The 23383-nt window shown below is 64.6% G+C and carries 25 protein-coding genes; 12 read left to right on the top strand and 13 right to left on the bottom strand.

The features are described from left to right. The first annotated feature begins 76 nt into the window (after positions 1 to 76). From QRN59_RS16060 to QRN59_RS16050, 3 genes are read left to right on the top strand one after another with little or no spacing between them, the layout of a single operon-like run. On the top strand, positions 77 to 988 hold the full coding sequence (locus QRN59_RS16060; RefSeq protein ID WP_284983494.1) for a sugar phosphate isomerase/epimerase family protein: 912 nt from the start codon (positions 77 to 79) through the stop codon (positions 986 to 988). 31 nt (positions 989 to 1019) lie between these two features. Continuing rightward, on the top strand, positions 1020 to 2033 hold the full coding sequence (locus QRN59_RS16055) for a Gfo/Idh/MocA family protein (protein WP_284983493.1): 1014 nt from the start codon (positions 1020 to 1022) through the stop codon (positions 2031 to 2033). Between the two features lie 8 nt (positions 2034 to 2041). Beyond that, positions 2042 to 2914 carry a sugar phosphate isomerase/epimerase family protein gene (locus QRN59_RS16050; protein WP_284983492.1) on the top strand — a complete coding sequence of 291 codons (873 nt, stop codon included), beginning with the start codon at positions 2042 to 2044 and terminating at the stop codon, positions 2912 to 2914. Positions 2915 to 2957: 43 nt separating this feature from the next. Here QRN59_RS16050 and QRN59_RS16045 read toward each other — a convergent pair whose 3' ends face one another. The 5 genes from QRN59_RS16045 to QRN59_RS16025 form a co-directional block, all read right to left on the bottom strand. Beyond that, positions 2958 to 3368: a hypothetical protein gene (locus QRN59_RS16045; protein ID WP_284983491.1), complete on the bottom strand. Its 411-nt coding sequence runs from the start codon at positions 3366 to 3368 to the stop codon at positions 2958 to 2960. Then, positions 3368 to 5035 carry a SulP family inorganic anion transporter gene (locus QRN59_RS16040; protein WP_284983490.1) on the bottom strand — a complete coding sequence of 556 codons (1668 nt, stop codon included), beginning with the start codon at positions 5033 to 5035 and terminating at the stop codon, positions 3368 to 3370. Before QRN59_RS16040 ends, QRN59_RS16045 begins: the two co-directional genes overlap by 1 nt. Next, on the bottom strand, positions 5032 to 5415 hold the full coding sequence (locus QRN59_RS16035; RefSeq protein WP_284983489.1) for an ArsR/SmtB family transcription factor: 384 nt from the start codon (positions 5413 to 5415) through the stop codon (positions 5032 to 5034). Before QRN59_RS16035 ends, QRN59_RS16040 begins: the two co-directional genes overlap by 4 nt. Positions 5416 to 5572: 157 nt before the next feature. Beyond that, positions 5573 to 6592, bottom strand: a complete 1020-nt coding sequence (locus QRN59_RS16030; RefSeq protein ID WP_284983488.1) for a sugar phosphate isomerase/epimerase family protein — start codon at positions 6590 to 6592, stop codon at positions 5573 to 5575. Then, complete coding sequence (locus tag QRN59_RS16025) at positions 6589 to 7767, bottom strand: Gfo/Idh/MocA family protein (RefSeq protein WP_284983487.1); 1179 nt, start codon at positions 7765 to 7767, stop codon at positions 6589 to 6591. Before QRN59_RS16025 ends, QRN59_RS16030 begins: the two co-directional genes overlap by 4 nt. A gap of 158 nt (positions 7768 to 7925) precedes the next feature. On the opposite strand from QRN59_RS16025, the gene QRN59_RS16020 reads away from it, so the two are divergent. The 9 genes from QRN59_RS16020 to QRN59_RS15980 all read left to right on the top strand — a co-directional run bounded on the left by QRN59_RS16020 (position 7926) and on the right by QRN59_RS15980 (position 17353). Beyond that, the gene (locus QRN59_RS16020; protein ID WP_284983486.1) at positions 7926 to 8936 is read left to right on the top strand and encodes a LacI family DNA-binding transcriptional regulator; all 1011 of its coding nucleotides are present in this window, start codon (positions 7926 to 7928) and stop codon (positions 8934 to 8936) included. A gap of 168 nt (positions 8937 to 9104) precedes the next feature. After that, on the top strand, positions 9105 to 10103 hold the full coding sequence (locus QRN59_RS16015) for a substrate-binding domain-containing protein (RefSeq protein WP_284983485.1): 999 nt from the start codon (positions 9105 to 9107) through the stop codon (positions 10101 to 10103). Positions 10104 to 10168: 65 nt separating this feature from the next. Continuing rightward, positions 10169 to 11236, top strand: coding sequence for an ABC transporter permease (locus tag QRN59_RS16010; protein ID WP_284983484.1), 1068 nt, complete (start codon positions 10169 to 10171; stop codon positions 11234 to 11236). Positions 11237 to 11252: 16 nt separating this feature from the next. Beyond that, complete coding sequence (locus tag QRN59_RS16005) at positions 11253 to 12215, top strand: ATP-binding cassette domain-containing protein (protein WP_284983483.1); 963 nt, start codon at positions 11253 to 11255, stop codon at positions 12213 to 12215. A 111-nt stretch (positions 12216 to 12326) separates the two neighbouring features. Continuing rightward, entirely contained in the window at positions 12327 to 13322 is a 996-nt protein-coding gene (locus QRN59_RS16000) for a Gfo/Idh/MocA family oxidoreductase (RefSeq protein WP_284983482.1), read from the top strand. Then, on the top strand, positions 13322 to 14365 hold the full coding sequence (locus QRN59_RS15995) for a Gfo/Idh/MocA family protein (RefSeq protein ID WP_284983481.1): 1044 nt from the start codon (positions 13322 to 13324) through the stop codon (positions 14363 to 14365). Before QRN59_RS16000 ends, QRN59_RS15995 begins: the two co-directional genes overlap by 1 nt. A 35-nt stretch (positions 14366 to 14400) precedes the next feature. Next, positions 14401 to 15504, top strand: coding sequence for a Gfo/Idh/MocA family oxidoreductase (locus QRN59_RS15990; RefSeq protein WP_284983480.1), 1104 nt, complete (start codon positions 14401 to 14403; stop codon positions 15502 to 15504). Beyond that, positions 15504 to 16322 (top strand): TIM barrel protein, encoded by an 819-nt coding sequence (locus tag QRN59_RS15985; RefSeq protein ID WP_284983479.1) that lies wholly within the window; start codon positions 15504 to 15506, stop codon positions 16320 to 16322. Before QRN59_RS15990 ends, QRN59_RS15985 begins: the two co-directional genes overlap by 1 nt. Beyond that, positions 16319 to 17353: a Gfo/Idh/MocA family oxidoreductase gene (locus QRN59_RS15980; RefSeq protein WP_284983478.1), complete on the top strand. Its 1035-nt coding sequence runs from the start codon at positions 16319 to 16321 to the stop codon at positions 17351 to 17353. The genes QRN59_RS15985 and QRN59_RS15980 overlap by 4 nt, the downstream gene beginning before the upstream one ends. Positions 17354 to 17422: 69 nt before the next feature. Here the strand turns inward: QRN59_RS15980 and QRN59_RS15975 are convergent, their stop codons facing one another. From QRN59_RS15975 to QRN59_RS15940, 8 genes are all read right to left on the bottom strand, one after another. Next, positions 17423 to 18676: an RNA polymerase sigma factor gene (locus tag QRN59_RS15975; protein ID WP_284983477.1), complete on the bottom strand. Its 1254-nt coding sequence runs from the start codon at positions 18674 to 18676 to the stop codon at positions 17423 to 17425. After that, positions 18676 to 19011, bottom strand: a complete 336-nt coding sequence (locus tag QRN59_RS15970; protein ID WP_284983476.1) for a YciI family protein — start codon at positions 19009 to 19011, stop codon at positions 18676 to 18678. The genes QRN59_RS15975 and QRN59_RS15970 overlap by 1 nt, the downstream gene beginning before the upstream one ends. Before the next feature lie 86 nt (positions 19012 to 19097). Then, the gene (locus QRN59_RS15965; protein WP_284983475.1) at positions 19098 to 19511 is read right to left on the bottom strand and encodes an SgcJ/EcaC family oxidoreductase; all 414 of its coding nucleotides are present in this window, start codon (positions 19509 to 19511) and stop codon (positions 19098 to 19100) included. 169 nt (positions 19512 to 19680) lie between these two features. Continuing rightward, complete coding sequence (gene iolB / locus QRN59_RS15960) at positions 19681 to 20574, bottom strand: 5-deoxy-glucuronate isomerase (protein ID WP_284983474.1); 894 nt, start codon at positions 20572 to 20574, stop codon at positions 19681 to 19683. 17 nt (positions 20575 to 20591) lie between these two features. Continuing rightward, positions 20592 to 21332 (bottom strand): GntR family transcriptional regulator, encoded by a 741-nt coding sequence (locus QRN59_RS15955; RefSeq protein WP_234753199.1) that lies wholly within the window; start codon positions 21330 to 21332, stop codon positions 20592 to 20594. 254 nt (positions 21333 to 21586) lie between these two features. Next, positions 21587 to 22039, bottom strand: a complete 453-nt coding sequence (locus tag QRN59_RS15950; protein WP_284983473.1) for a hypothetical protein — start codon at positions 22037 to 22039, stop codon at positions 21587 to 21589. Between the two features lie 10 nt (positions 22040 to 22049). After that, entirely contained in the window at positions 22050 to 22445 is a 396-nt protein-coding gene (locus tag QRN59_RS15945; protein WP_284983472.1) for a cupredoxin domain-containing protein, read from the bottom strand. 127 nt (positions 22446 to 22572) lie between these two features. Next, positions 22573 to 23352, bottom strand: coding sequence for a gamma-glutamyl-gamma-aminobutyrate hydrolase family protein (locus QRN59_RS15940; RefSeq protein WP_284983471.1), 780 nt, complete (start codon positions 23350 to 23352; stop codon positions 22573 to 22575). Positions 23353 to 23383: the final 31 nt, after the last annotated feature.

Below are 23383 nucleotides of genomic sequence, written 5' to 3'. Positions count from 1 at the left end.
TCACGTCCCGCTGGCCCGAACCCACCCACGCCTCCGGCGCCTCCTACAACTTCCCGTCCAACTGAGGAGCCCCCCAATGACAGAGAACAAACTCATCATCGGCACAGCCCCGGACTCCTGGGGAGTCTGGTTCGCGGATGACCCGAAGCAGACCCCATGGGAGCGATTCCTGGACGAGGTAGCCGAGTCCGGCTACAAGTGGATCGAACTGGGCCCCTACGGCTACTTGCCGAACGACCCCGCCCGGCTCGCCGAAGAACTCAAGCAGCGGGACCTCAAGGTCACGGCCGGAACGGTCTTCACGGCCTTCCACCGCGGACTGGACCAATGGGAGACCGCCTGGGAACCTGCACGCAAGGTGGCCGAGCTGACGGCGGCCATGGGGGGCGAGCACATCGTGGTCATCCCGGCCATGTGGCGCGACGACGTCACCGGCGAGGCCGTGGAGAGCGGGGAACTCACCGAGAAAGCCTGGAGCGACCTGTTCGCCGGGCACAACCGGCTGGGAAAGACCCTGCTGGAGGATTTCGGCCTGAAGCAGCAGTTCCACTCCCACGCAGATTCCCACGTCGGAGCCCAGGAGGATATCGAAACCCTCCTGGCAGCAACCGACTCGAAGTACCTGAACCTGTGCCTGGACACCGGCCACGCCGAATACTGCGGGGCCTCCAGCCTGGAGCTCATCAAGAACTACCCGGACCGCATCGGCTACCTGCACCTGAAGCAGATCAACCCGGATGTCCTGAGAAAAGTCAACGAGGAAAACATGACCTGGGCGGCAGCCAACCTGGCCGGCGTCATGACCGAACCGCCGAACGGCCTCCCGGACCTGCGGGCAGTCATCGAAGCCGTCGAAGGACTCAACCGCCCGATCTTTGGCATTGTGGAACAGGACATGTACCCCGTGTCCTTCGACGTCCCCATGCCCATCGCCAAGCGCACCCGCAACTACCTGCTCTCGTGCGGTTCCCGCACCACTGTGCAGTAGCACAGCAGCCCAGACACCTAAGGACAGAACATTGACTGACATTCTCCGCGTGGCCGTCATCGGCGCAGGCCGCATGGGCGCCGACCACATCAAGCGGCTCAGCACCCGCATCCACGGCGCCGAAGTGGCCGCCGTCGTCGACGTCGACCTTGCCCGCGCGCAGGCCGCCATCGCAGGGATCGACGGCGCGGTGGCCCTTGCCAGCGCCGAAGAGGCGCTCAACAACGGCGACGTCAACGCCGTGCTGATTGCCACCCCCGGTTTCCTGCACGAGGAAATCCTCTACAAATCGCTGGAGAAGGGCTTCCCTATCCTCTGCGAAAAGCCGCTGACTCCGGATGCCGAGAGTGCCTGGAAGGTTGTCCAGGCCGAAACGGCACTCGGCCACAAGCGCATCCAGGTGGGCTTCATGCGCCGCTTCGACGCCGAGTACGCCGCTTTGGGTTCCGTGATCCGCGACCGTGAACTGGGTGAGCTGCTCATGCTGCACCACCAGCACCGCAACCCGACCACCCCGCCGGGCTTCACCAACGAGATGCTCATCAACGACTCCGTGGTCCACGAATTCGATGCCATCCGCTTCTTCACCGGCGAGGAAATCACTTCCGTGCAGGTCCGCCTGGGCAAGGCGACGCGCAACGCCCCGAACGGCCAGCATGACCCCCAGCACGTCCTGATCGAGACCGAGTCCGGTGTCCTGGCCGACGTCGAAATCTATGTGAACGCGAAATTCGGCTACGAAGTCGCCACCCAGGCGTCCTTCGAGGACGGCATCGTGAGCATTGGTGGCGACGGCGGTCCTTACGTCCGAAGCGCCGGCCGCTGGGGCGGCAAGGTCACGCCAGGTTTCGAAGAGCGCTTCGGTGCCGCGTACGACGTCGAGGTCCAGGCTTGGGTGGACGCCGCCCGCCGCGGCGAAATCGGCGGCCCCACCGCCTGGGATGGCTACGCCACCGCTGCTTGCTGCGAAGCCGGCGTTGAAGCCCAGAAGTCGGGCGAAAAGGTCGCGGTACAGCTGAACACCAAGCCCGAGCTGTACAAGTAGGAGCGACCATGAAGATTGCCCTTGACCCGACGCCGTTCCACCACAGCCACAGCCTGCTGGAGTTCCCGAGGCTGGCCGCCGATCTCGGCTACAAATACCTCCAGCTGACCCCGCACGCTGACTTCATCCCGTTCTTCAACCACCCCAAGGCCGATGACGAACTGGTGGGCCAGCTGAAGAAGGCCTGCAAGGACTCCGACGTCGAAATCGCCTCGGTGCTTCCCGTGCTGCGTTGGTCCGGGCCGGATGAAGACGCCCGCGAGGCCGCTGTCCGCTACTGGAAGCGTGCCATCCAGATCACGGTCGATCTTGGCGTGCAGACCATGAACACCGAATTCAGCGGCCGCCCGGAAAAGGCAGAGGAGTCCGAAAGGGCGTTCTACCGCTCCATGGAAGAGCTGCTTCCGATCATCGAACGCGAAGGGCTGGACGTCCTCATCGACCCGCACCCGGACGACTTCGTCGAGGACGGACTTGCCGCGCTGCGCGTCATCCGCGGCGTGAACTCGCCCAACATCGGCATGGTCTACGTTGCCTCCCATACCTTCCACATGGGCAACAAACCCCTCGACATCATGCGGGCCGCGGGGGACAAGCTGCGCCTGGTCCACGTGTCCGACACCATGGACCACCACGCCTCCCACGGACTGCGCTACATCACCAACCCTCCCGGCAACGCCGTGCGCGTGCACCAGCACCTCAAGATCGGCGACGGCGACGTCAACTGGGACGAGTTCTTCGGTGGACTCAAGGAAATCGGCTTCCTGGACAAGGACAACACCGTCATGGTGTCCAGCGTCTTCGCCGAGGACGACAACGCCAACGAGGTGTCCCGCTACCAGTTGGAGACCATGGGCAAGTACATCGCCAAGGCCCAGTAGGGGCGGCCAAAAGGGCTGCGGCGATCGCTCAAGATCGCCGCAACTACCGGAGCAGGGATGCCAGGCAGGTGTTGTATCCGGCCATAACTTCCTCGAAGCTGAGCAGTCGCGGCCTGCCGTAAACAATGGTCGTCCTGGGAACTGCGGGGAGCTCTTCTGGGGAGCACAAAAGCGGTTCGCAGCTATGCTTGGCGGTTTCCAGGGTGGCGATGCCCCAGGGGTGAACGGCCGGAGTGACAGTAATGTCGATGGCGTTCAGCGTGTCGGTGAGGAGGTTGCGGATGACTGACTTCCAGGCGGCAAGGAAGGATTCACGGAGCATCTCGATTTTGTCATTGTCTTTGAGATCGTAGGCCCGGAACAACCCTTGGGAGAGGGCGTCCCATTCCTCGGGGGACCGAACGAGCAGGTGGGCGGCCCGGATACGGGCGGTGGTTTCGTTCAAGGAAGGCATTAGTTTTCTTTCAAGGGTGAGCCGTCGGTGGGGTCGCTTGCGGCGCGGGCGACGTGGCTTCGGGCGTGTTCCACGGCGGGGGCTAGCTCGGTGAAGAGGTGTTTGTGGTGGCGAAGGGAGTCCAGGACGCCCACCTGGGTGACGAGCCGAAGGTGGCGGTCCTGGATCCCTTTGATCAGCACGGTGATTCCGCGGCGTTCCAGGGCCTGGACGATGTCGGTGATGGTTCTGGCCCCGGTGGCGTCCAGGATCTGCAGTTGTGACATGCGGATGATCACGACGTCGACGTTCCGGATGGCGCTGACCCGCTCCAGGACGCGCTCGGCGGCGGCGAAGAACAGTGCCCCGTCGAGCCGGAACACGGCGATGTGCTCGTCCCCTTCGTGGACCGGGCCGGGGATCTCCTCCCGGTGCACGCCGCTGGAGCGGACCAGGGCGCGCAGGGCGAAGAAGGCGGCGACGCCGATCCCGATTTCCACGGCCTCGATCAGGTCGAAGGACACGGTGATCAGTGCGGTGACGAAGAACACGACCGTGTCGGCGCGGGTTGATCCGATCACGCTGCGCAACGTCTTGAGGGAGACCATGCGTGTCGCGGTGACCATCAGCACCCCGGCCAGCGCGGCAAGGGGGATGCGGGAAACCGGGCCGGTGGCCAGGTACACCACGGCCAGCAGGACCAGCGCGTGGGTGATGGCGGCGAGGCGTGTCCGGCCGCCCGAGCGAATGTTTACCGCGGTGCGGGCGATGGCTCCTGTGGCCGGCATACCGCCGAAGAATCCGGACGCGACGGACGCGAGGCCTTGGCCCAGGAGTTCACGGTCCGCGTCGTAGGGACCGGTATCGGAGATCGACGCCCCGACCCGTGCGGAGAGCAGCGACTCGATCGCGGCCAGGGCCGCGATCGTGGCCGCGGACCCGGCCAGCGCGGTGATCGTCGCCAGGTCCAGGGAGGGCATCAGCGGGGCCGGCAGGGAATCGGGCAGGGCTCCGATCCGGGTCACGGGCAGGTCGAGGAACTGCGCGGCCACAGTGGCGATGATGATCGCGATGAGCGAGCCCGGGATCCGGGGATGGATCCGCGGTGAGGCAACCATGATCACCGCCACCAGGGCCACTAGGCCAACCGGGGCAAGAACCGAGGCTGGGGACACGGTGCCGATGGCCTGGATGGCCGAGATGACGGCGTTGCTGCTGGGCCCGGGCTTGGTGCCGAACGCGGCCGGGACCTGCTGAAGGAAGATGATGACCGCGATTCCGACGGTGAAGCCCTCGATCACGGGCCAGGGCAGGAGCGTCACGACCCGCCCGAGTTTGAGCAACCCGGCGGCCACCACGATCACCCCGGCAAGGACCGAGACTGCGGCCAGTGCACCGATCCCGTGGGCGGCGATGACCGGACCCAGGACCACGACCATGGCGCCGGTGGGTCCGGAGACCTGGATATTGGAACCACCGAAAACGGCCGCGATCACGCCGGCGATCACGGCGGTGATCAGCCCGCTGGCCGCGCCCGCGCCGGAGCTGACACCGAACGCCAGGGCCAGCGGCAACGCGACGATGCCGACGGTGACCCCGGCAACCAGGTCTCCTTTCCAGGTACGCGGCAACAGCGCGTAATCCTGCCGCACGGGCAGGAAGGCCCGGGCCGCAACCAGGATCTTCACAGTCTGCTGGCCGCTGCGGCCGGCGCGGGTGCTGCTGTCGTTTCCGAGGACTCAAGCTGCGCCCGGGTGGTGTGCAGCATGTCGTTGAGCAACAGTCTCGCCACGGAGAGGAGTTCCGCGACCTGCGGGTACGCCAAGGTGTAGAACATCTGCAGCGCCCGTCGTTCTCCCTTGACGAGGTGATACCGGCGCAGCACCGACAGATGCTGGGACAGGTGCGAGGCCTCCAGGCCCGTTGCGGCCAGAAGCTCCGTCACCGACACCTCGGGCGCCGCCGACAGCAGCTCGAGGACCCGGATCCTGACCGGGTGGGCCAGCCCCTTGAACAGATTGGCCTTCACCTCGTACAGCGGTGCCCGGAAATCGGCGAACTCTTCCATGACTGCTCCCTGCCCGTCAGCACAAACCGTTGCTTGACTATTTTATGGATTCATCATCCAGCATACCAAGGGCGGGAACGGAAAGCCCTACGGGCCAGCGAGGAGGGCCTCATCCGGCTTTTCGGATGAGGCCCTCGTCTGTGGTTCGATGTGCTGGCTAAGCCGTCACGTTCAGCGATTCGGAGAGTGCCGCGTCGGCGTCCCGCAGGACTTTGGCGGCGACCTCGAGACCTTCGATCCGGCCGAGTGAGGTGTCTTCGTGCTCGATGTTGACGAGCATGCCCGGATCCGCTTCGTGCAAGGCGCGCAGGAACTCGGTCCAAAAGGCGGTGTCGTGGCCGCGTCCGAGGGCAACGAAGTCCCACGCGGAGTTCTTGGGCCACTCGTTGGCCCACTCGTCGCCGCCGAGGTTGGTGCGGTTTTCCTCCGGCGAGAGCCGGCGGAAGCTGTTGTCGAGGACTCCGTAGAGAGCGGCGTTCGCGGTGTTGACACGGACGTCTTTCGCGGCTGCCTGGAAAACCAGCGGGCCGAGTTCGCGGACCACCGCGACGGGATCCATCTGCTGCCAGAACAAGTGCGATGCGTCCAGTTCAACGCCCACGTGGGTGGCTCCCGTGAGCTCGATGAGCTTGTGCACGTCGGCAGTGTTGAACACGATGTTCTGCGGGTGCAGTTCGAGGGCCACCTTGACGCCATGGTCTGCGGCCAGGCGGTCTGTCTCGCGCCAGAACTTCGCCGCGATGTCCCATTGGTAGTCGAGGACGTCCAGCGCCGCCGAATTCCACGCGTTCACGATCCAGTTCGTCACGGTCGCGCCCGGTTCCCCACCAGGCAGCCCGGACATCGTCACTACCCGGTTCTGGCCGAGGCGCTCTGCGAGCCGGATGGAGCGCCGGATGTCCTCGGCGTGCTTCTCGCCGATCTCGCGCTTCGGGTGCAAGGGGTTGCCGTTGCAGTTCAGGCCTGCAATCGCGACGCCGGTCCCCTCGAAGATGCCCAGGTAGTCGTCTCGCGCTGCATCCGAAACCAGAATGTCGTCGAAGGTGGGAACGTGGACGGCAGGCAGGAAGCCGCCGGTGTTGATCTCGATGCCCGTTAGACCCAGGTCCGCGATGACCTTGAGGGCCTCGGGAAGCGGCCTGTCGTGCAGGATTGCGTTGTAGACGCCGAGTTTCATAGCGTGATGGTCTTTCCGTTGTTGAGTGCGGATTCCGTGACAGCGCCGAGCAGTTCCATGTTGCGGACGCCTTCGTCGAACGTGGCGCAGCGGGGAAGGGACTCGGATTCCGGCAAACCAGCAACCTCTTCGAGGAACGCCCGGGCCTGGTAGCCGAAGGCGTCGTTTTGGCCGAAGCCCACTTCGGGGGCGTCCATGGCGAGGCCACCGGCGATGTAGGGGTGGCCCGGGCCGAGGATGACCTGGCGGTAGCCGTTCTCGTTGCCCGAGCCATCGTTGAGGAACAGCTGGATTTCGGAGGGGCGGCGCTGGTCGAACTTGGCCGCACCGTTCTCGCAGAACACCTCGAAGTTGAGGCTGTTGGCGTGGCCGGCGGCAACGCGGGAGACTTCGAAGCTGCCGGCGCCGTTCTCGAACTCGGCGTTGAAGGCTGCGTAGTCGTCGTTCTCCACGGCCTCAAAGGTGTCACTGACGGCGGCGTGGTCGTGGCCCATGACGGCGGCGAGCGGCAAGGGGCGCTTGTCGATGACGGTGCTGAGGCGGCCGCCGCTGATGGACTTGATGTCGCCGCAGAGGAATTCGGAAACGTAGGCCAGGTGGCTTCCGACGTCGGCCAGTGCGCCGGAACCCGGGCCGCCCTTGTAGCGCCAGCTCATGGGAGCCGACGGGCTGAAGCCGTAGTCGGTCCAGTAGCGGCCGCTGAAGTGCAGCACTTTGCCGAGGACGCCGGTGCGGATCAGATCGCGGATGTGGGCAATGCCGGGCGTGCGACGGAACGTAAAGCCGATCCGCGCGATGCTTGAAGCGTTGCGGGCGGCCTCCGCCATGGCACGGGCGTCCTCGATCGAGTCGCTCAGCGGCTTCTCGCAGAGGACGTGCTTGCCTGCGGCCAGGAGACCCTCGACCACCTCGCGGTGGAGGGAATTCGCGATGACGACACTCACGACGTCGATGTCGTCCGCTTCTGCGATCGCTTGCCATGAAGTGTCATTGCGTTCATAGCCGAATCGGCGGGCAGCGAGGGATCCGAACTCTGCGTTCACATCGCCGATCGACACGAGGCGCACCGGCGGAAGCACGGGGCTGTAAAGGGCGGACGCTGTGCGGTAGGCCGCCGCGTGTGCCTTGCCGGCCATTCCTGCGCCGATGACGGCGACCCCTAGGCTCTCAGCCATTGATTTCTCCTTCGAAATTAAGCCTGGGTGCCGAACACCCCTTGCGGCATTTTGGAGCGCTACAATTTAGCACTGGACTCAAATCCTAATCATGTGAGTATGTCCTGTCAATGTCCCGCGAATACCCTTGACAAGAGAGTAGAAAGGTTCCCGGAATCGTGAGTGCGACAAGTCCCAAAACCCGCCGCCCGACCATCTATGACGTTGCCAAACATGCCGGCGTTTCGCCATCGTTGGTGTCCTTGGTCCTCCAGTCGCCGGAAAGAGTCAGTGACAAGCGCCGCCAGGCCGTCCAGGCGGCCATGGGGGAGCTCGGCTACCGTCCCAGCCGTGCCGCGACTGCGTTGGCGAGCAATCGGACCAAGAGCATCGGCCTGGTGATCGACGACTACCGGAACCTGTGGTTCGTGGACCTCCTGAGGGGGATGGAGTCCGTTCTTTCGGAGCTCGGCTACCACGTCATGCTGGCCGATTCCCGGCCCGGCGAGAACCGCATTAAGGATGCTACGGACGGCCTCCTGGCTCTGCATGTTGACGCGCTGGTCATCGCCGCGGAACCGAGTGAGTCCATGCTCCACGGGACCGGGGTTCCTACGGTGGTGGCCGGGTGGCGCAAGGGGGTGCCGACCGGCGCCGACCTGATAACCAACGACGACGACGGCGGGGGCAGCATGGCTGCCGAGCATTTGTTGGGGCTGGGTCATACCCGCATTGGCCATCTCTCAGGGTCCGACGGCGCGTCAGCCCATCGGCGCGCCGGTTTCCGCCGGCGAATCCAGGCGGCCGGCGTCGAACTTCTGATTGCCGAGTCCAAAGGTACCTCGGAGGAGGACGGGTACGCTGCCGCTTGCTGGCTCCTGGAGCGGTACCCGGATACAACGGCGATCTTCGCGGCCAACGACACCATGGCCATGGGTGCCTTTGCCGCTCTCAAGGTCCGGGGTCTTCGCGTGCCGAGCGACGTTTCCGTGATCGGCTATGACAACTCTCCGTTGGCCAAGTCGAGGTACCTGGACCTCACCTCAGTGGACAATCGCAGCGACCTTGTCGGGATTGATGTTGCGCACAGGCTGCTCGCGAGGATTGATGACCCCACCATCAAGCCCGAGCGCACCTTGATTGATCCCGCCCTGGTTGTGCGAAGTACCACGGCCCGACCGGTCCCGTAGCCCCGACCTTGCGGTGTCCGCGGGGATCGGGTGACCATCTCACGTAAAAACATCCTAATGTCAGGACAAAGTATTGACATCTGTGAGGCTAGTCACCATGATCTGTGTAGAGGGCTTTGAGCTCCTGCAGAGTGGCAGGGCCGTAACCCCTATCAAAGGAGATAAATCGTGAAGAAGTTTTCCTGGCGGAAGGCGGCACTTGTGGCAGCCGTCGTTCCGATGATGGCTCTCAGCGCGTGTTCCAGCACGGGCGGAAAGCCAGCCGACACCGCGAACGCCGCCGGCGGCGGCGGTCAGGCCGCGAGCACTCCGCGGATCAAGGTGGCGCTCATCACCCACGCACCGTCCGGTGACACTTTCTGGGACATCGTCCGCAAGGGCGCTGAGGAAGCCGCCGCGAAGGACAACGTCGACCTCCAGTACCTGAACGATCCCGACGCCGGTCGCCAGTCCCAGCTCGTCCAGCAGGCCATCGACCAGAAGGTTGACGGTATCGCTGTCACGCTCGCCACCCCGGACGCCCTCAAAGATGTCCTCAAGAAGGCCGAGGATGCCGGAATTCCGGTGGTGAGCCTCAACGCCGGCGAAGACGTTTCCGCGAAGCTCGGAGCATTCACGCACTTCGGATCGAATGAGACGCTCGCTGGTGCCGCTGTTGGTACCCAGCTCGCTGCCCAGGGCTTCAAGCACCCGGTCTGCGTTATCCAGGCGCAGGGCCACGTCGGACTCGAGGCACGCTGTGCCGGTGTCAAGCAAAAGGTGCCCGGCACTGAGATCCTGTACGTCAACGGTCAGGACATGACCTCGGTCCAGTCGACCGCGACGGCGAAACTCCAGGCTACAAAGGACGCAGACGTCATCATCGGGCTCGGCGCCCCCATCACCATCACACTGCTCAAGTCCGTCACGGACGCCAGCAGCTCGGCCAAGGTTGCCAGCTTCGACCTCAATGCCGAACTGGCCCAGGACATCGTGGACGGCAAGGTTCTCTTCACCGTAGACCAGCAGCCGTGGCTCCAGGGCTACATGTCCATCGACGCAATCTGGCAGAACAAGCGCGGCGGCTTCAAGATCGGCGGCGGCCAGCCGGTGCTCACCGGGCCGGCCATCGTTGACAAGTCCAACGCACAGGATGTCCTCAAGTTTGCCCAGCAGGGCCTCCGCTAGATCCAGGAACCTGGCCGCGCGGCGGGGTAACCGCCGCGCGGCCTGACCAACAAGGAGTTATTCCCATGGCAAGCACAACTACCCTGCCGCCGGCGCCGGCTTCAGCCCCCGGGCCACGTGGCGATGAGAGGATGGGGCGGCGCAGCCCCTTCCAGAAGCTCTTGGGCCGCCCCGAGGTGGGCGCCCTCGTTGGAGCAGTGGTCCTCTTCATCTTCTTCTCCCTCGTCTCCAGCACGTTCCTGCAGCCGAATGCATTTGCGACCGTGTTGTATGGTTCCTCGACGATCGGGATCATGGCGGTGGGGGTGTCGCTGTTGATGATTGGCGGTGAGTTCGACCTTTCCGCCGGTGTCGCCGTGATCTCGTCCGCGCTTACTGCCTCGATGTTCAGCTGGTATTTCTCCATGAACGTTTGGGTCGGGGTGGCCCTTGCGCTCGTTGTCTCACTCGGGATCGGATTCGTTAACGGCTACATCCTGGTCAAGACGAAGTTGCCGAGCTTCATCGTCACGCTCGCGACATTCCTCATGCTGACGGGCCTCAACCTCGCCCTCACACGTGCCATCGGCGGCAGTGTGTCGTCGCCGTCGATCGCGACCATGGATGGTTTCGCATCGGCCCGGGCAGTCTTCGCATCCGATCTGAATGTCGGAGGCGTCGACATCAAGATTCCGATCGTGTACTGGGTGATCCTTGTGCTCATCGCCTCTTGGATCTTGTTGCGCACGAAGGTGGGCAACTGGATCTTCGCCGCCGGCGGTGACGCGAACGCGGCCCGCGCCGTGGGCGTGCCGGTGACCAAGACGAAGATCGGTTTGTTCATGGCGGTCGGGTTCTGCGGCTGGTTCCTGGGCATGCACAACCTCTTCGCGTTCGACGCGGTGCAGTCCGGCGAGGGCGTGGGCAACGAGTTCCTCTACATCATCGCCGCGGTGATCGGCGGCTGCCTGCTCACCGGCGGCTACGGCTCGGCCGTGGGTGGTGCGATCGGCGCGTTCATCTTCGGCATGGCGAACAAGGGCATCGTGTACGCGCAGTGGAACCCGGACTGGTTCAAGTTCTTCCTGGGCCTGATGCTGCTGCTGGCCACCATCGTGAACCTCATCGTCAAACGCCGCGCAGAGCTCAAGTAGAAGGGGCGGACAAACAATGAATGCCAAACAGATCGACCAGCAGACCCTGCTCAAGGATGAGAAGGACCCGCTGACCCACACCCCCGTGCACCTGCTCTCCCTGGACGGGGTGGGCAAGCACTACGGGAACATCATCGCCCTGCGCGATGTGACGATGGCCGTGGACAACGGCCGCGTCACCTGCGTGCTGGGCGACAACGGCGCGGGCAAGTCCACGCTGATCAAGATCATCGCCGGCCTGCACCAGCACGACGAAGGCGTGCTGCACGTCATGGGCGATGAACGGAAGTTCAACTCGCCCCGCGACGCCCTGGACGCCGGCATCGCCACCGTCTACCAGGACCTGGCCGTGGTGCCGTTGATGCCGATCTGGCGCAACTTCTTCCTCGGCTCGGAACTGACCACCGGGTTCGGCCCGTTCAAGTCCATGGATGTCCAGAAAATGAAGGACATCACCCTCAAGGAACTCGCAGCGATGGGCATCGACCTGCGCGATGTGGAACAGCCCATCGGCCAGCTCTCCGGCGGTGAACGCCAATGCGTCGCGATCGCGAGGGCCGTGTATTTCGGGGCGAAGGTGCTGATCCTGGACGAACCGACCGCCGCGCTGGGCGTGAAGCAGTCCGGCGTCGTGCTCCGCTACATCCTGCAGGCCCGCGACCGCGGGCTGGGCGTCATCTTCATCACCCACAACCCGCACCACGCCTTCCCCGTCGGGGACCGGTTCCTGCTGCTCAAGCGCGGCAAGTCGATCGGCTACTACGACAAGAAGGACATCACCCTGGACGAACTCACCGCCCAGATGGCCGGCGGCGCGGAACTGGCCGAACTCGCCCACGAACTCGAACAACTCGGCGGACACACCCAAGCCCTCAGGGAAGTCCAAGCCGAAGTCGCCGGGGTATCCGAAGTCACTGACGTTACTGACGTCGCCGGCGCTGCTGACGATTCAAAGGAAAGCAGCCCGCGGCACGCCTAGCGCGCCGGGAGACAGCGCGGACGGAGACGGGGGTCCGCCGGAAAACCGGATGGGCCCCCGCTCGCCATGCCACCGCAGGAATGTGCACGAAGTAGTAGACGGGAAGACAGCATGCCGATCCGGGTTGGCGTTATCGGCGCCGGTGTTATGGGCGCAGACCACATCAGGAACCTTTCCACCACCATCAGCGGGGCCGAAGTCACCTTCGTGGCAGACCTCGACGCCGGACGAGCGGCAGCCGCGGCGCCGCCGTCCGCTCGGATCACCACGGATCCTTCCGAGCTGATCAACTCCAGCGAGGTTGACGCCGTCGTCGTCGCTTCCCATGACTCCACCCATGCCGGACTGGTGCTGGAATGCTTCGAAGCGATGACCCCTGTACTGTGCGAAAAGCCGCTGGCGCCCACGCTCCTGGAAAGCCGGGAAGTAGTGGAGGCCGAAGCCGACCTCCTGGCCGCAACGGGTGCCCGGCTGTTGTCGATGGGCTTCATGAGGCGTTTCGATCCCGGCTATGTCGCCCTGCGCGAAGCCACCCGGGCACGCACGCAAGGCGAGCCTTTGCAGGTCCACTGCACTAGCCGGACCGTATCCGCGGGACCTGGCGCGAGCTCGGAATCCGCCATCACCAATTCCGCCATCCACGAGCTCGACATCATCCCCTGGCTGCTGGATTCGCCTATCACCGAGGTGTCCTGGCAAGCGGGGCGGAGTTCCCGGCACAGTACCGGTGACCTGCGGGATCCAGCCTTCATGCTCCTGCGCGCGGCCGACGGCACCCTGGCGACCCTTGAACTCTTCCTCAACGCGCAGTACGGCTACACCACCCGGTGCGAGGTCGTGTCGGAGTTCGGCACCGCGGCACTCCCGGAACCGGCCGCCCTCGACGTCCGCCAGGAAGGGAAGCGCAGTTCCGAAATCCCTGCCGACTGGCGTCCACGCTTTGCCGACGCTTACCGCTTGCAACTTCAGGCCTGGATTTCAGCCCTCGAAAAGGGAGAGCCTGCGCCGCTCGCCACAGGTGAGGACGGCCTGCGCGCGTCGCAGCTCGCACAAGCCATGATCCGTTCGCTCCACAGCGACGGAGCCTACACGAAGGTGGTCTACTGATGGTTTCATCCGGCCTGCCGGTGTCCCGGGTGCCGGATTCCCGAGACGCTCCCGCATTGCGCTGGGGGATCATGGGCCCGGGGTGGATTGCCGAACGCTTCACCGAGTCGGTCCAGGCCTATTCAACGCAAGTGATTGCCGCCGTTGGCTCCCGCTCTTTGGACCGGTCCAAAGCGTTCGCGGATGCCTTGGGCGTGCCCGCCGCCTATGGGAGCTACGAAGAGCTGGCTGCGGCTCCTGACATAGACATCGTGTACGTATGCACGCCACACAACTTCCACCACGGGGCTGCCGTGCTCGCCATCGACGCCGGCAAACACGTCCTGATTGAGAAACCGATCGGCCTGAATGCTGCGCAGGCCCGGGACATCGCCGCGCGGGCCAAGGCAGCAGGCGTTTTCGCCTCGGAGGCCATGTGGAGCTTCTTCCTTCCGAAGTTCGACGTGATCCGGCAAGTGCTCGACGCCGGGATGCTGGGTACCGTGACAACGGTCCTGGCGGAATACGGCGAGCACTTCGAACGCAGCCACCGCATCTTCGACACCGCGCTGGCTGGTGGGCCTTTGTTGGACCTGGGCACCTACCCGCTGGCCCTCATCACCGAAGTCCTGGGTGCACCGGAACGCTTGAGCGCTTTCGGCCAGCCCCACGAATCGGGTGTCAACGCCCAGCTCTCCGCCATCATGCAATTTCCGGGCGGAAGCCAGGCCGTGATGAATACGCACCTGCATAATTTCACTCCCACGGCGGCAACGATCGTTGGCTCCGAGGCCACGTTGACCATCGATGGCCCCTTCAACATGCCCGGCGGTTTCGAGATCCGGTTCCCGGACGGTACGCGACTTCGCCACAATGAGGCAGCAGGCGGGCATTTGGAAGGCTTGCACTGCGAAGCCGCAGCGGTCGCCCGCGCCGTCGCCGCCGGCGAGACGGAAACCCAACAACGGCCGCTGGCCTCCTCCATCCGGACGATGGACGTTGCCGATGAGATCCGCCGCCAGGTGGGCATTGAATTTCCGGGCGAAAGCAACGCGCCCGCCTGAGCAATTGTTGTACTGACTATCGAAAGGACGGGCCCATGGCCTACATCGAACAGCATTCAGCCGGACTCCCCACGCCTGTGCGGCTTGGCCTCATAGGCTCCGGCTGGATGGGAGCGTTCCACGGCGAAAGCATAGCCCGTAGGGTTCCCGGTGCGGTCCTGGCCGCGGTCGCCGATCCCAACGTGGACTCTGCAGCGTCCGTGGCTGCCCAGCTTGGTACGGCCAAGGTCACCGCGGACGCCGCGGACATCATGGCCGATCCGGACATCGACGCCGTGATCATTGCCAGCCCGGCACGCTTCCACGCTTCCCTGATCGCCCAGGCCGCGGCCGCCGGCAAGCACGTGTTTTGCGAGAAGCCTGCGGCCCAGAGCCTCGAAGAGCTCGACGCCGCGCTCCTCGCCGTCGAAGCGGCAGGGGTACATTTTCAGATCGGATTCAACCGCCGCTACGCCACCGACTTCCAGGCCGCCAAGAAGGACCTGGCCGAAGGAATTGTGGGGGAACCGCAGCTTCTGCGCTCGTTGACGAGGGACCCGGGCACCGGGAGCATCGGACACGCAGCCAGGATTCCGGCCTGGACGATCTTCCTGGAAACCCTCATCCACGACTTCGACACCCTGAACTGGTTCAACGAAGGTGCCGAGCCGGTCGAGGTGTACGCGGTCGCGGACGCCCTGGTGGAACCGAGCCTGCGTGACCAGGGATTCCTGGACACCGCCGTGGTCACCATCCGCTACAGCAATGGCGCCCTGGCAGTGGCGGAAGCCAACTTCAGCGCCCTTTACGGCTACGACGTCAGGGGCGAAGTCTTCGGCTCCAAGGGCATGGTCCAGGCCGGACGGCCCACTGAAACGGCTGCCCTGAGGTACACGGCAGATGGACTCTCCGCCGAAACTCCGAGGCTCAACGTTGAGCTGTTCCGCGATGCCTACACCGATGAACTCGTGGACTTCGCGGCGGCAGTCCGCGCGCGCCGCGATGGCACGCAGCCGCCGTCGGGCGGTTTCACCCTCACCCCGGGAGCCGCAGACGCGCGCCGCGCCCTCGCGATGGCTTTGGCCTGCATCGAGTCGGTCCAGCAAGGCGCCCCGGTGGCCGTACCCGCCGTGTCGAGCGACAGCAAGGCCGGTGTCTGATGCGGCTGGCCGTTTGTGCGGAAATGGTCTTCACGGAACTGCCGTTCACCGAACGTGTACGTCGGATCCATGAGGCCGGATTTGACGTCGAACTCTGGGACTCCAGGAGCAAGGACATTGCGGCACTCAAGGCGAGCGGCGCGGTCTTTTCATCCATGACCGGGTACACCTCCGGGAGCCTGGTTGACCCTGACACCGCCGATGACGTGGTGAGAACGGCTGAGACGCTGATTCCGACCGCTTTGGAACTCGGCGTCAGCCGCATGGTGGTTCACTCGGCGGAGCTGATCGACGGCAAAGCAGCCCGTCCCGTCTACCGGTCCAACGGCAGCATGTGGATTACGGGTGCCCGGACCTTGGAGCGCCTTGGCGCGCTCGGGGAAAAGAACGGAGTGACGTTCTGCCTGGAAAATCTCAACACCGTGCTGGATCACCCGGGTATTCCGATGGCGCGGGCAAAAGACACTTTGGCGCTGGTGGAGGCCGCCGGACACCCCAACGTGAAGATGATGCTGGACCTGTACCACGCACAATTGGGGGAGGGGAACCTCATTGAGCTGGTCCGCACCGCCTTGCCGCACATCGGCGAGATCCAAGTGGCCGACGTCCCCGGCCGCTGCGAGCCCGGTACCGGTGAGATCAACTACTCGGCTGTGGCCCGGGCGCTCGTGGCTGCGGGCTATGAAGGGACCGTGGGCATGGAGGCATGGGCCAGCGGAGACGACATGGAGGCGCTTGAGGCGTTCCGTAAGGCGTTCACGCTTGAGGCCGGAGAGTCCGGGAACAGCTCAGCTTTTTCAACGGAGGTAGCACTATGAAGGACGTCGTTCTCGGGCTGGTTGGAGTAGGGCGGATCGGCGTGATGCACGCCAACAACATCGCCGCCCTCAACGGGGAACTGAATGCGCAGGGCATCAACGTGGAGTTGCGGCTGACGGACGTCGCCGAAGACCACGCCCGCAAGGTGGCAGCCGGTCTCCGCGCTCAATTCCTGCCGACGGTAGAGGCTTTGATCGCCTCCGGAGTGGATGGACTGGTCATCGCGACCGGCACTGGCACGCACCCGGAACTGATCCGCGCGGGAGTGAACGCCGGTATCCCGGTGTTCTGCGAGAAGCCTGTGGCCATGAATGTGGCCGATTCCCTGCCTGTTCTGGAACATATCCGTGCCAACGACGGAGTGGTGCAGATCGGCCACCAGCGTCGCTTCGATGCCGGCTATCTCGAGGCCAAGCGCGCCTACCAAGCCGGCGAGCTCGGCTGGATCCACTCGCTGCGCGCCGTGACCTGCGACATGGCGCCGCCGCCCGTGGAGTTCCTGGCAACGTCCGGCGGGCTGTTCCGCGATTGTTCCGTCCACGACTTCGACATCCTGCGCTGGCTGACCGGCCGCGAAATCGTGGAGGTCTATGCAAAGGGTTCCAACAACGGCGATCCCGCCATCGGCGAAGTGGGCGATGTGGACACCGCGCTTGCGTTGATCACCTTCGACGACGGGACGGTCGGCACAGTGTCGGCAACCCGTTACAACGGTGCAGGGCACGACGTCCGCCTTGAAATCCAGGGCTCCAAGCATTCCGTCATGGTTGGCCTGGACGACAAGACAGCCATGGAATCAGCCGAGGCCGGGATCGCCTTCCCGTCCGGAGAACCCCACAAGACCTTCGCCGAACGCTTTGACCAGGCCTACCGCTCGGAAATGGCGGCCTTCGTTGAGCTGGTCCTGGGCCAACGGGAGAACCCATGCACCCCGGAAGACGCCGTCGCGGCTTCCCGCGTGGCGGATGCCGCGCAGGAGTCGCTGGCAAGCGGGGTCCCGGTCAAGGTGGCCCTCGCTGTTCACAGTTAGCGGTAGCCAAAAGTAGCAGTGGCCAAAAGGCGGCTACGCGAGCCAAACAGCGGCGCCGTCACGTCGGATTCAACCCGTTAGTTCGCTCAGGCGGGTCCGGAGGTAGCTTCGTTCGGCGTCATTCTCGGTAAGTATTAGCGCCTCTTCAAAGGCGACCCGGGCCTCGTCGAAACGGCCCAGCCGGGTCAGGAAGTCGGCGCGAGCGGCGGCAAGATACGGGTATCGGGCGAGTCGCGGATCTGCTCCGAGTGCATCCAGTTCAGCCAAACCTTCCGCGTAACCCACCGCGAAGCCGAGGGCTATGGCCCGGTTAAGTTTGACGACCGGAGAGGACCACGTCTCCATGAGCAGGTCGTAGAGACCCAGGATCTCCTGCCAGTCAGTGTCGGACCACGACTTGCTCTCGTCATGCACGGCCGCGATCGCCGCCATGAGGGCGAAGCGGCCGGGTGGCCGTAGGCTCAAAGCCTCGCGCAGGAGCGCCACCCCCTCATCGATGGCCGCCCGGTCCCATTTCGATCGGTCCTGGTTCTCCATCAGCACGAGCTCACGGTGCTCATCGAGCCGGGCGCCGCTGCGGGCGTCGGTGAGTAGCACGAGCGCGAGAAGCCCGGCGACGTCGCGGTCGCCGGGAAGCAGGACGCGCAGCATTCTCGCCAGCTCATGGCCGCGCTCGGCGAGATCTCGCCGCATCAGGTTCGCTCCTGATGGGGAGGTGTGCCCGGTCGTGTACACCAGGTAGACAACCGACAGCACGCCGTCGACACGCTCGCGCAGCTCGGACGCGGCCGGCACGCGGTACGGGATGTGCGCGGTCCCGATCTTCTTTTTCGCCCGGGTAATCCGCGCCGCCATCGTCGCCTCCGGGAGCAGAAACGCCCGCGCGACATCGGCCGTGGACAGCCCGCACAGAAGCCGCAGCGTCAAAGCGACCTGGGCGTCAGGTGCGAGGGCGGGGTGGCAGCACGTGAAGATCAACCGCAGCCGGTCATCGGATATGTCTTCCGTGTCGCTGCCCGGCTCGTCGAGTAAATGCACCTCCGGGTTGAAAAGTTTGGGGAGCGCCCGCTCTGCTGTCGCGGCGCGTCGGTGCATGTCCACGGCTCGTCGCCGCGCGGTCACTGTGAGCCACGCTCCAGGGTTCTCCGGGATGCCACGCGTACCCCACGTCGACAATGCGCTGGCGTACGCATCTTGGACGGCTTCTTCCGCTGTGTCGATATCACCGGCGATGCGCACGGTGGCCGCCAACACGAACGCCCACTCACGACGGTGCGCCTCCGCAACCGCAGCAGCGACTTCCGAGCTGGCGGCCGGCGGCATCAGCTCGCCACTCGCACGGGCCGAACCTCGACCCCGACCCCGGCGGGAACCTCCTTGGCGATCTCCAGCGCCTCGTCGAGGTCGGCGGCCTCGATCAGGTAGTAGCCGCCCAGTGTCTCCTTCGACTCGGCGAAGGGACCGTCGGTCACCGAGAATCCGCCGGACCCGTCGCGCCGGATGGATGTCGCTGTCTCCGCCGGCTCGAGTGCGGCCCCGCCAAGCAAAGACCCCCCGCGGCGCTGCATGAACGCTTGGTAGTCGGCGCTGATCGTCTCGCCCGCGACTTCTTTCGTCGTCACTTCATCCTGAAAGATCAGGACCAAATACTTTGACATTATGTACTCCTTTCGTCTGACCCTTGGTTTGAGCTTTCACCGAATCGACGCCGAACACTTTGCGGAATCGGCTCCTCGACGCGTCTTCAGTGGGCGGGCGCATTGGCATATGAAGCGACGAGCCAACGCCCATCCTGTCGAACCAAGACCCATGTGGCAATGACTTCGCGGTCGATCGGGAGCTGGGCCTCTCCCGCCGTGAGAATGCCTGCCTTGCTGACCACGATCGCCGTGTGGCCGCCGATAACCCGGATGCTGAGAGGTTCATCGACCGCCTGGGAACCTTTGAGCGGACCCTGGAACCCGGCAGCCATGGAGCTCCGGATCTCCTCCTTGTCACGGTGATACGTTCGTGGCATCACCACCGTGGCATCGTCCCGATACGGTGCCACGAAAGCATCCGCATCATTGTCTGCCCATGCGGCGTAGATCTCGCCGAAGAGGCTGCGGATCTCGTCGGTCACCTCGGACTGGGCGTTGGTGGGCTCGTTCTTCGACATTGGTCTGTTCCTTTCGTCGTATGAGTGGGCCCTTCCATTCGGACCCTCACATATACGACGCGCCCCAGACGCGCAGATCGACAACTGCGACCAGACTTCTAAGTTCCACCGATCAGGAGCTGTAACCAGTTTGCTGCGAAAAGCTGCCCTTCGCGGTGACAGTCACACGTCAGCGGCCGAACGGCAGGCGGGGGTCGATGTCCTGTCCGTCCCAGCTCTGCCGCACCCACCCGTGGTGGGGGTCGTCGCTGATGAGCCATTCGCGCACGGGTCCCGGGCCGGCCATGACGTTCAGGTAGTACAAGTCGTAGCCGGGAGCTGCCATGGCGGGGCCGTGCCAGCCATACGGAACAAGAACGACGTCGCCCGTGCGAACCTCCGCGGCCACATCGATCGGACGGTCATCGGAAGCGTAGACACGCTGGTAGCCGATAGCATCGGTGTCAGCAGGGGCACCGGAGCCTTCGGCCACCCGGGTCTCGAAGTAGTAGATCTCCTCGAGCTGCGTTTCGCCGTCCTTTTCCTCGTCATGCTTGTGCGGGGGATAGGAGGACCAGTTGCCCGCGGGGGTGAGTACTTCGCAGACGATGAAACGGTCGGCCTCGAGGGCGGCAGGAGTGCCGAAGTTGTGGACCTGGCGCGAGCAATTGCCCGCTCCGCGCAGCTCAACCGGGGTTTCCGCCGCGGTCACTAGCCTGGTGGGGTGCGACGCGTTGGCCGGCGCAGTCGCGACGGCGACGCGGCCGCCGTCGGGCGAACTGATGGTGACTGCAACATTCGTGCCGGAATACAGGACATCGCTGGGGCCATGGAAAACCGACGCCCGCCCCGCAAGGGGATACTCGACGTCGTCGACCGTCACTGTAAAGGCGCCGTTGAGCGGCACAATGATCCGCTCTTCAGCTGCGGCGGGGAGCTCGACGGCGGCGCCCGCGGCGAGCGTGGCGACCTTGAGGCCCGTGTGGGCCCAACCATCCACAGTCAACGCGGAATCGGAGGTTCCGAGCGAGATGTCCCAATCGCCGTCGTTGGCGGTTCCCAATGGATAGACCCAGTTGGCCATGAAGTTATGTCCTTGCGTTAGCGCTGTACGAGTGTCATTTCGAAGCTGTAGGAATCGGCCCGGTACACGTGGTGGCCGGTCTCGACCATGCGTCCGGTGTCGTCGACGGCGGTGCGCTCCATGGTGACCAAAGCCGAGCCGACTTCTGCCTCCAAGAGCGGTGCCTGGTAGTCGTTGGCGATCATGGCGCCGATCCGCTGCGAGGCGAGGCGGAAGTTGACTCCGCCGCGGCGGAGGATGGCGTAGAGGCCCTCTGCCTGGAGCATGGACTCGTCCATGGTGGTGATGTCGTCGCGGACCCAGTTCTCCATGAGCGCCAGCGGCTTACCGCCCACTTTGCGCAGGCGGGTGAAGTGATAGACCTTTGAACCGGCCGGAAGCTGGAGGGCGGTCAGCGTGGCTGCGTCGGCTTCCATGTGCGAGAAGCTGAGGACCTGCGTTGTGGGCTTCTTGCCGTTGTTGGTCAGGTCGTCATAGAGGCTGGAGAGCTCCAGGGGCCGGCGGACCTGGCTCGACACTACCTGGGTGCCGACGCCGCGTTTCCGGACCAGCAGGCCCGAGCGGACGAGTTCGTCCATGGCCTTGCGCATGGTGGGCCGGGACAGGTTGAGCTGGGCGGCGAGGTCGATTTCGTTGTCCAAACGGCTGCCGGGCTCCAGCACTCCGCTGTGGATGGCGGCCTCGATGCCCTGGACCACCTGGTGATACAAAGGCACAGGGGAAGAACGGTCGATTGTGAGGCCAAGTTGATTCGCCATTGCATGCTCCCTCGCATTCCGGGACTGTCCCGGAAGTTGCAAGCATGTCCGTTCATGTTCGCTTGATAGGACATACTGCTTTACTGATGATAGCAGGAGCAATGCACGGGTCAAGGGTGCCGGAGGCGTGTTTATTGTGCCGTTTCAGAGCCCTTGTTTGGGACATGTCCAGACATCAGAACCATATGCCTCAGCGGCGGGGCCGGGTTTCCGGCGTCGGGCGCCTTCAGCGTGCCTTCAGCGGCGGCGTGCCTTCAGCGGCGGGGTCGGCGGGCGCGGCCGCGTTGCCTGAGGTAACCGACGGCCGCCAGGACGGCACCCACTCCCTCGGCAACTGCGCTGAGGGACTTCTCGAAAAACCATACGGGCTCGTACATGGAAGGGATCGGACCTATGGCCGGTATGTCCACATATCGGTAGAGGAGGACCGCTATGAAGGCGCTTCCAGCGATCACCACCGCAGCGGCGTAAGCCGGCCGACTGCCTCGGACCAGGACATACAAGGCGACGAGGATTGCGGCCGCGGCCTCAAGACGGAACAGGTTGCCTTCTCCGATTCCGCCAGGGGCACCCAGCTGGTAGCCGGCGGCAAGATCGAAGTGCACCACAGCGTCGATGACGAGGGCTGCCGCCACGAGCAGTCGCAGCAGGATGTCCTTGGGTCTGCGGTTCATCGGCTTGCGGCGGGCCGCTTCACGCGTGCTCATTTCGCTGTGCTCATTTCACGACCAGGCTTCCGTGCATATTGGAGTGGTACGCGCAGTGGTAGGGGTAGCTGCCCGGTGTTTTGGGCGCCGTGAACTGGGTTGTTCCGCCCCCGCCGTCGACGGCGGCGTCGAAGGCCTTGCCATCGTCTGAGGTGACCGTGTGGGCCTGTGTGTCCTCGTTCTTCACGGTGATTTTGGCGCCCGGGCTGACCGAGACGGGTCCTTGATAGCCGAAGTCCTTGATGGTGATGGTGAGCGATGGGGATTGCGGAGCGCCGGAGGACGCGGCGGAAGGTGGGCTCGATGACGTGCCATAACCGCCGGTTCCGGACGACCCGCAACCGCTCACGGCGATCAGGGCAGCCGCCGCAACGATGACCATCATGGCCTTGGGGTGGTTCCTCATGATTGGTTCCCCGCTTCTCGTGTCCGGTGGCCGCAATGTGCTTGCCACATTGATGAGACGAATTCCGAAGCCGTCAGGTTCACCGGAGCGGGCAATTGCCGTTGGCGTCCCGATAGGTGCCGCACAATCACCCCACGGGACGCAGCGTCCTGCAGACCTCCACGAAAGCCTTGAACGGGGCGAGCCGTTCTTCGTCGGGCAGCTGCGAGGCCTCGGGATGCCATTGCACCGATGCCACCCATCTTTGTGGGTCCTCGAGGGCTTCCACGGTCCCGTCCTCCGCGACCGCCGTCACCGCCAAGCCATCGCCTACCCGTGCCACGGCCTGGTGATGTCCCGAAGCAATCCGCACCGAGTTCCGTGAGCCATAGAGCCCGGCCACTTTGGATCCCGGTGAAAGTTCGACGTCGTGCCACGCCCAGGCGCTGAGCTCACCTTCCGCCGGGGTCAGGCCGTTGTGCTCCACCAACGATGGGTGCATGTCCTGGATGAGCGTCCCGCCGTAGACCACGTTGAGGAGTTGGTGGCCGCGGCAGATGCCGAGGGTGGGCAAACCGGCGTCGAGCGATCCACGGGCGACTGCCAAGTCCAAGCGATCCTGGTCAGGGTTGACGTCGTAGCAGGCTTCAGTCGCTTCTTCACCGTAGAGTCGCGGATCCAGGTCTCCGCCGCCGGGCAGCAGGACCCCGTTGAGGGAACGGAGCTCGTTGGCCAGCCGGCCGGCTTCGTCTGTGAAGGAGGCGTCGAGCAGTACAGGCTCCGCACCGGCGTCGCGCACTAGTTCGACGATGAAGTCGAAAAGTTCATTCGCCTCTCCGACGCGGGCATCCGCGCTTTCGGAGCTGCTGAGGCGGACAGGTATGCCGATCCGGGGCCTTAAGCTGCTTTGCTGTTCGGAAGTCTGCATGCTCCATGATGCACTGGCCGGCCGGCTCCTG

Source organism: Arthrobacter sp. efr-133-TYG-118 (assembly GCF_030209755.1).
In the GTDB taxonomy this organism is placed as follows: domain Bacteria; phylum Actinomycetota; class Actinomycetes; order Actinomycetales; family Micrococcaceae; genus Arthrobacter.
Note: the sequence above shows the minus strand (reverse complement) of the source record. Positions and strands in the feature narration are given on the sequence as shown.

What these genes read in the sequence shown, in the direction of transcription:
- QRN59_RS16060 (WP_284983494.1), top strand. Translation starts at nt 77, where the DNA reads ATGACAGAGAACAAACTCATCATCGGCACAGCCCCGGACTCCTGGGGA.
- QRN59_RS16050 (WP_284983492.1), top strand. Translation starts at nt 2,042, where the DNA reads ATGAAGATTGCCCTTGACCCGACGCCGTTCCACCACAGCCACAGCCTG.
- QRN59_RS16045 (WP_284983491.1), bottom strand. Translation starts at nt 3,368, where the DNA reads ATGCCTTCCTTGAACGAAACCACCGCCCGTATCCGGGCCGCCCACCTG.
- QRN59_RS16035 (WP_284983489.1), bottom strand. Translation starts at nt 5,415, where the DNA reads ATGGAAGAGTTCGCCGATTTCCGGGCACCGCTGTACGAGGTGAAGGCC.
- QRN59_RS16030 (WP_284983488.1), bottom strand. Translation starts at nt 6,592, where the DNA reads ATGAAACTCGGCGTCTACAACGCAATCCTGCACGACAGGCCGCTTCCC.
- QRN59_RS16025 (WP_284983487.1), bottom strand. Translation starts at nt 7,767, where the DNA reads ATGGCTGAGAGCCTAGGGGTCGCCGTCATCGGCGCAGGAATGGCCGGC.
- QRN59_RS16010 (WP_284983484.1), top strand. Translation starts at nt 10,169, where the DNA reads ATGGCAAGCACAACTACCCTGCCGCCGGCGCCGGCTTCAGCCCCCGGG.
- QRN59_RS16005 (WP_284983483.1), top strand. Translation starts at nt 11,253, where the DNA reads ATGAATGCCAAACAGATCGACCAGCAGACCCTGCTCAAGGATGAGAAG.
- QRN59_RS16000 (WP_284983482.1), top strand. Translation starts at nt 12,327, where the DNA reads ATGCCGATCCGGGTTGGCGTTATCGGCGCCGGTGTTATGGGCGCAGAC.
- QRN59_RS15995 (WP_284983481.1), top strand. Translation starts at nt 13,322, where the DNA reads ATGGTTTCATCCGGCCTGCCGGTGTCCCGGGTGCCGGATTCCCGAGAC.
- QRN59_RS15990 (WP_284983480.1), top strand. Translation starts at nt 14,401, where the DNA reads ATGGCCTACATCGAACAGCATTCAGCCGGACTCCCCACGCCTGTGCGG.
- QRN59_RS15985 (WP_284983479.1), top strand. Translation starts at nt 15,504, where the DNA reads ATGCGGCTGGCCGTTTGTGCGGAAATGGTCTTCACGGAACTGCCGTTC.
- QRN59_RS15980 (WP_284983478.1), top strand. Translation starts at nt 16,319, where the DNA reads ATGAAGGACGTCGTTCTCGGGCTGGTTGGAGTAGGGCGGATCGGCGTG.
- QRN59_RS15975 (WP_284983477.1), bottom strand. Translation starts at nt 18,676, where the DNA reads ATGCCGCCGGCCGCCAGCTCGGAAGTCGCTGCTGCGGTTGCGGAGGCG.
- QRN59_RS15970 (WP_284983476.1), bottom strand. Translation starts at nt 19,011, where the DNA reads ATGTCAAAGTATTTGGTCCTGATCTTTCAGGATGAAGTGACGACGAAA.
- QRN59_RS15965 (WP_284983475.1), bottom strand. Translation starts at nt 19,511, where the DNA reads ATGTCGAAGAACGAGCCCACCAACGCCCAGTCCGAGGTGACCGACGAG.
- iolB (WP_284983474.1), bottom strand. Translation starts at nt 20,574, where the DNA reads ATGGCCAACTGGGTCTATCCATTGGGAACCGCCAACGACGGCGATTGG.
- QRN59_RS15955 (WP_234753199.1), bottom strand. Translation starts at nt 21,332, where the DNA reads ATGGCGAATCAACTTGGCCTCACAATCGACCGTTCTTCCCCTGTGCCT.
- QRN59_RS15950 (WP_284983473.1), bottom strand. Translation starts at nt 22,039, where the DNA reads ATGAGCACGCGTGAAGCGGCCCGCCGCAAGCCGATGAACCGCAGACCC.
- QRN59_RS15945 (WP_284983472.1), bottom strand. Translation starts at nt 22,445, where the DNA reads ATGAGGAACCACCCCAAGGCCATGATGGTCATCGTTGCGGCGGCTGCC.
- QRN59_RS15940 (WP_284983471.1), bottom strand. Translation starts at nt 23,352, where the DNA reads ATGCAGACTTCCGAACAGCAAAGCAGCTTAAGGCCCCGGATCGGCATA.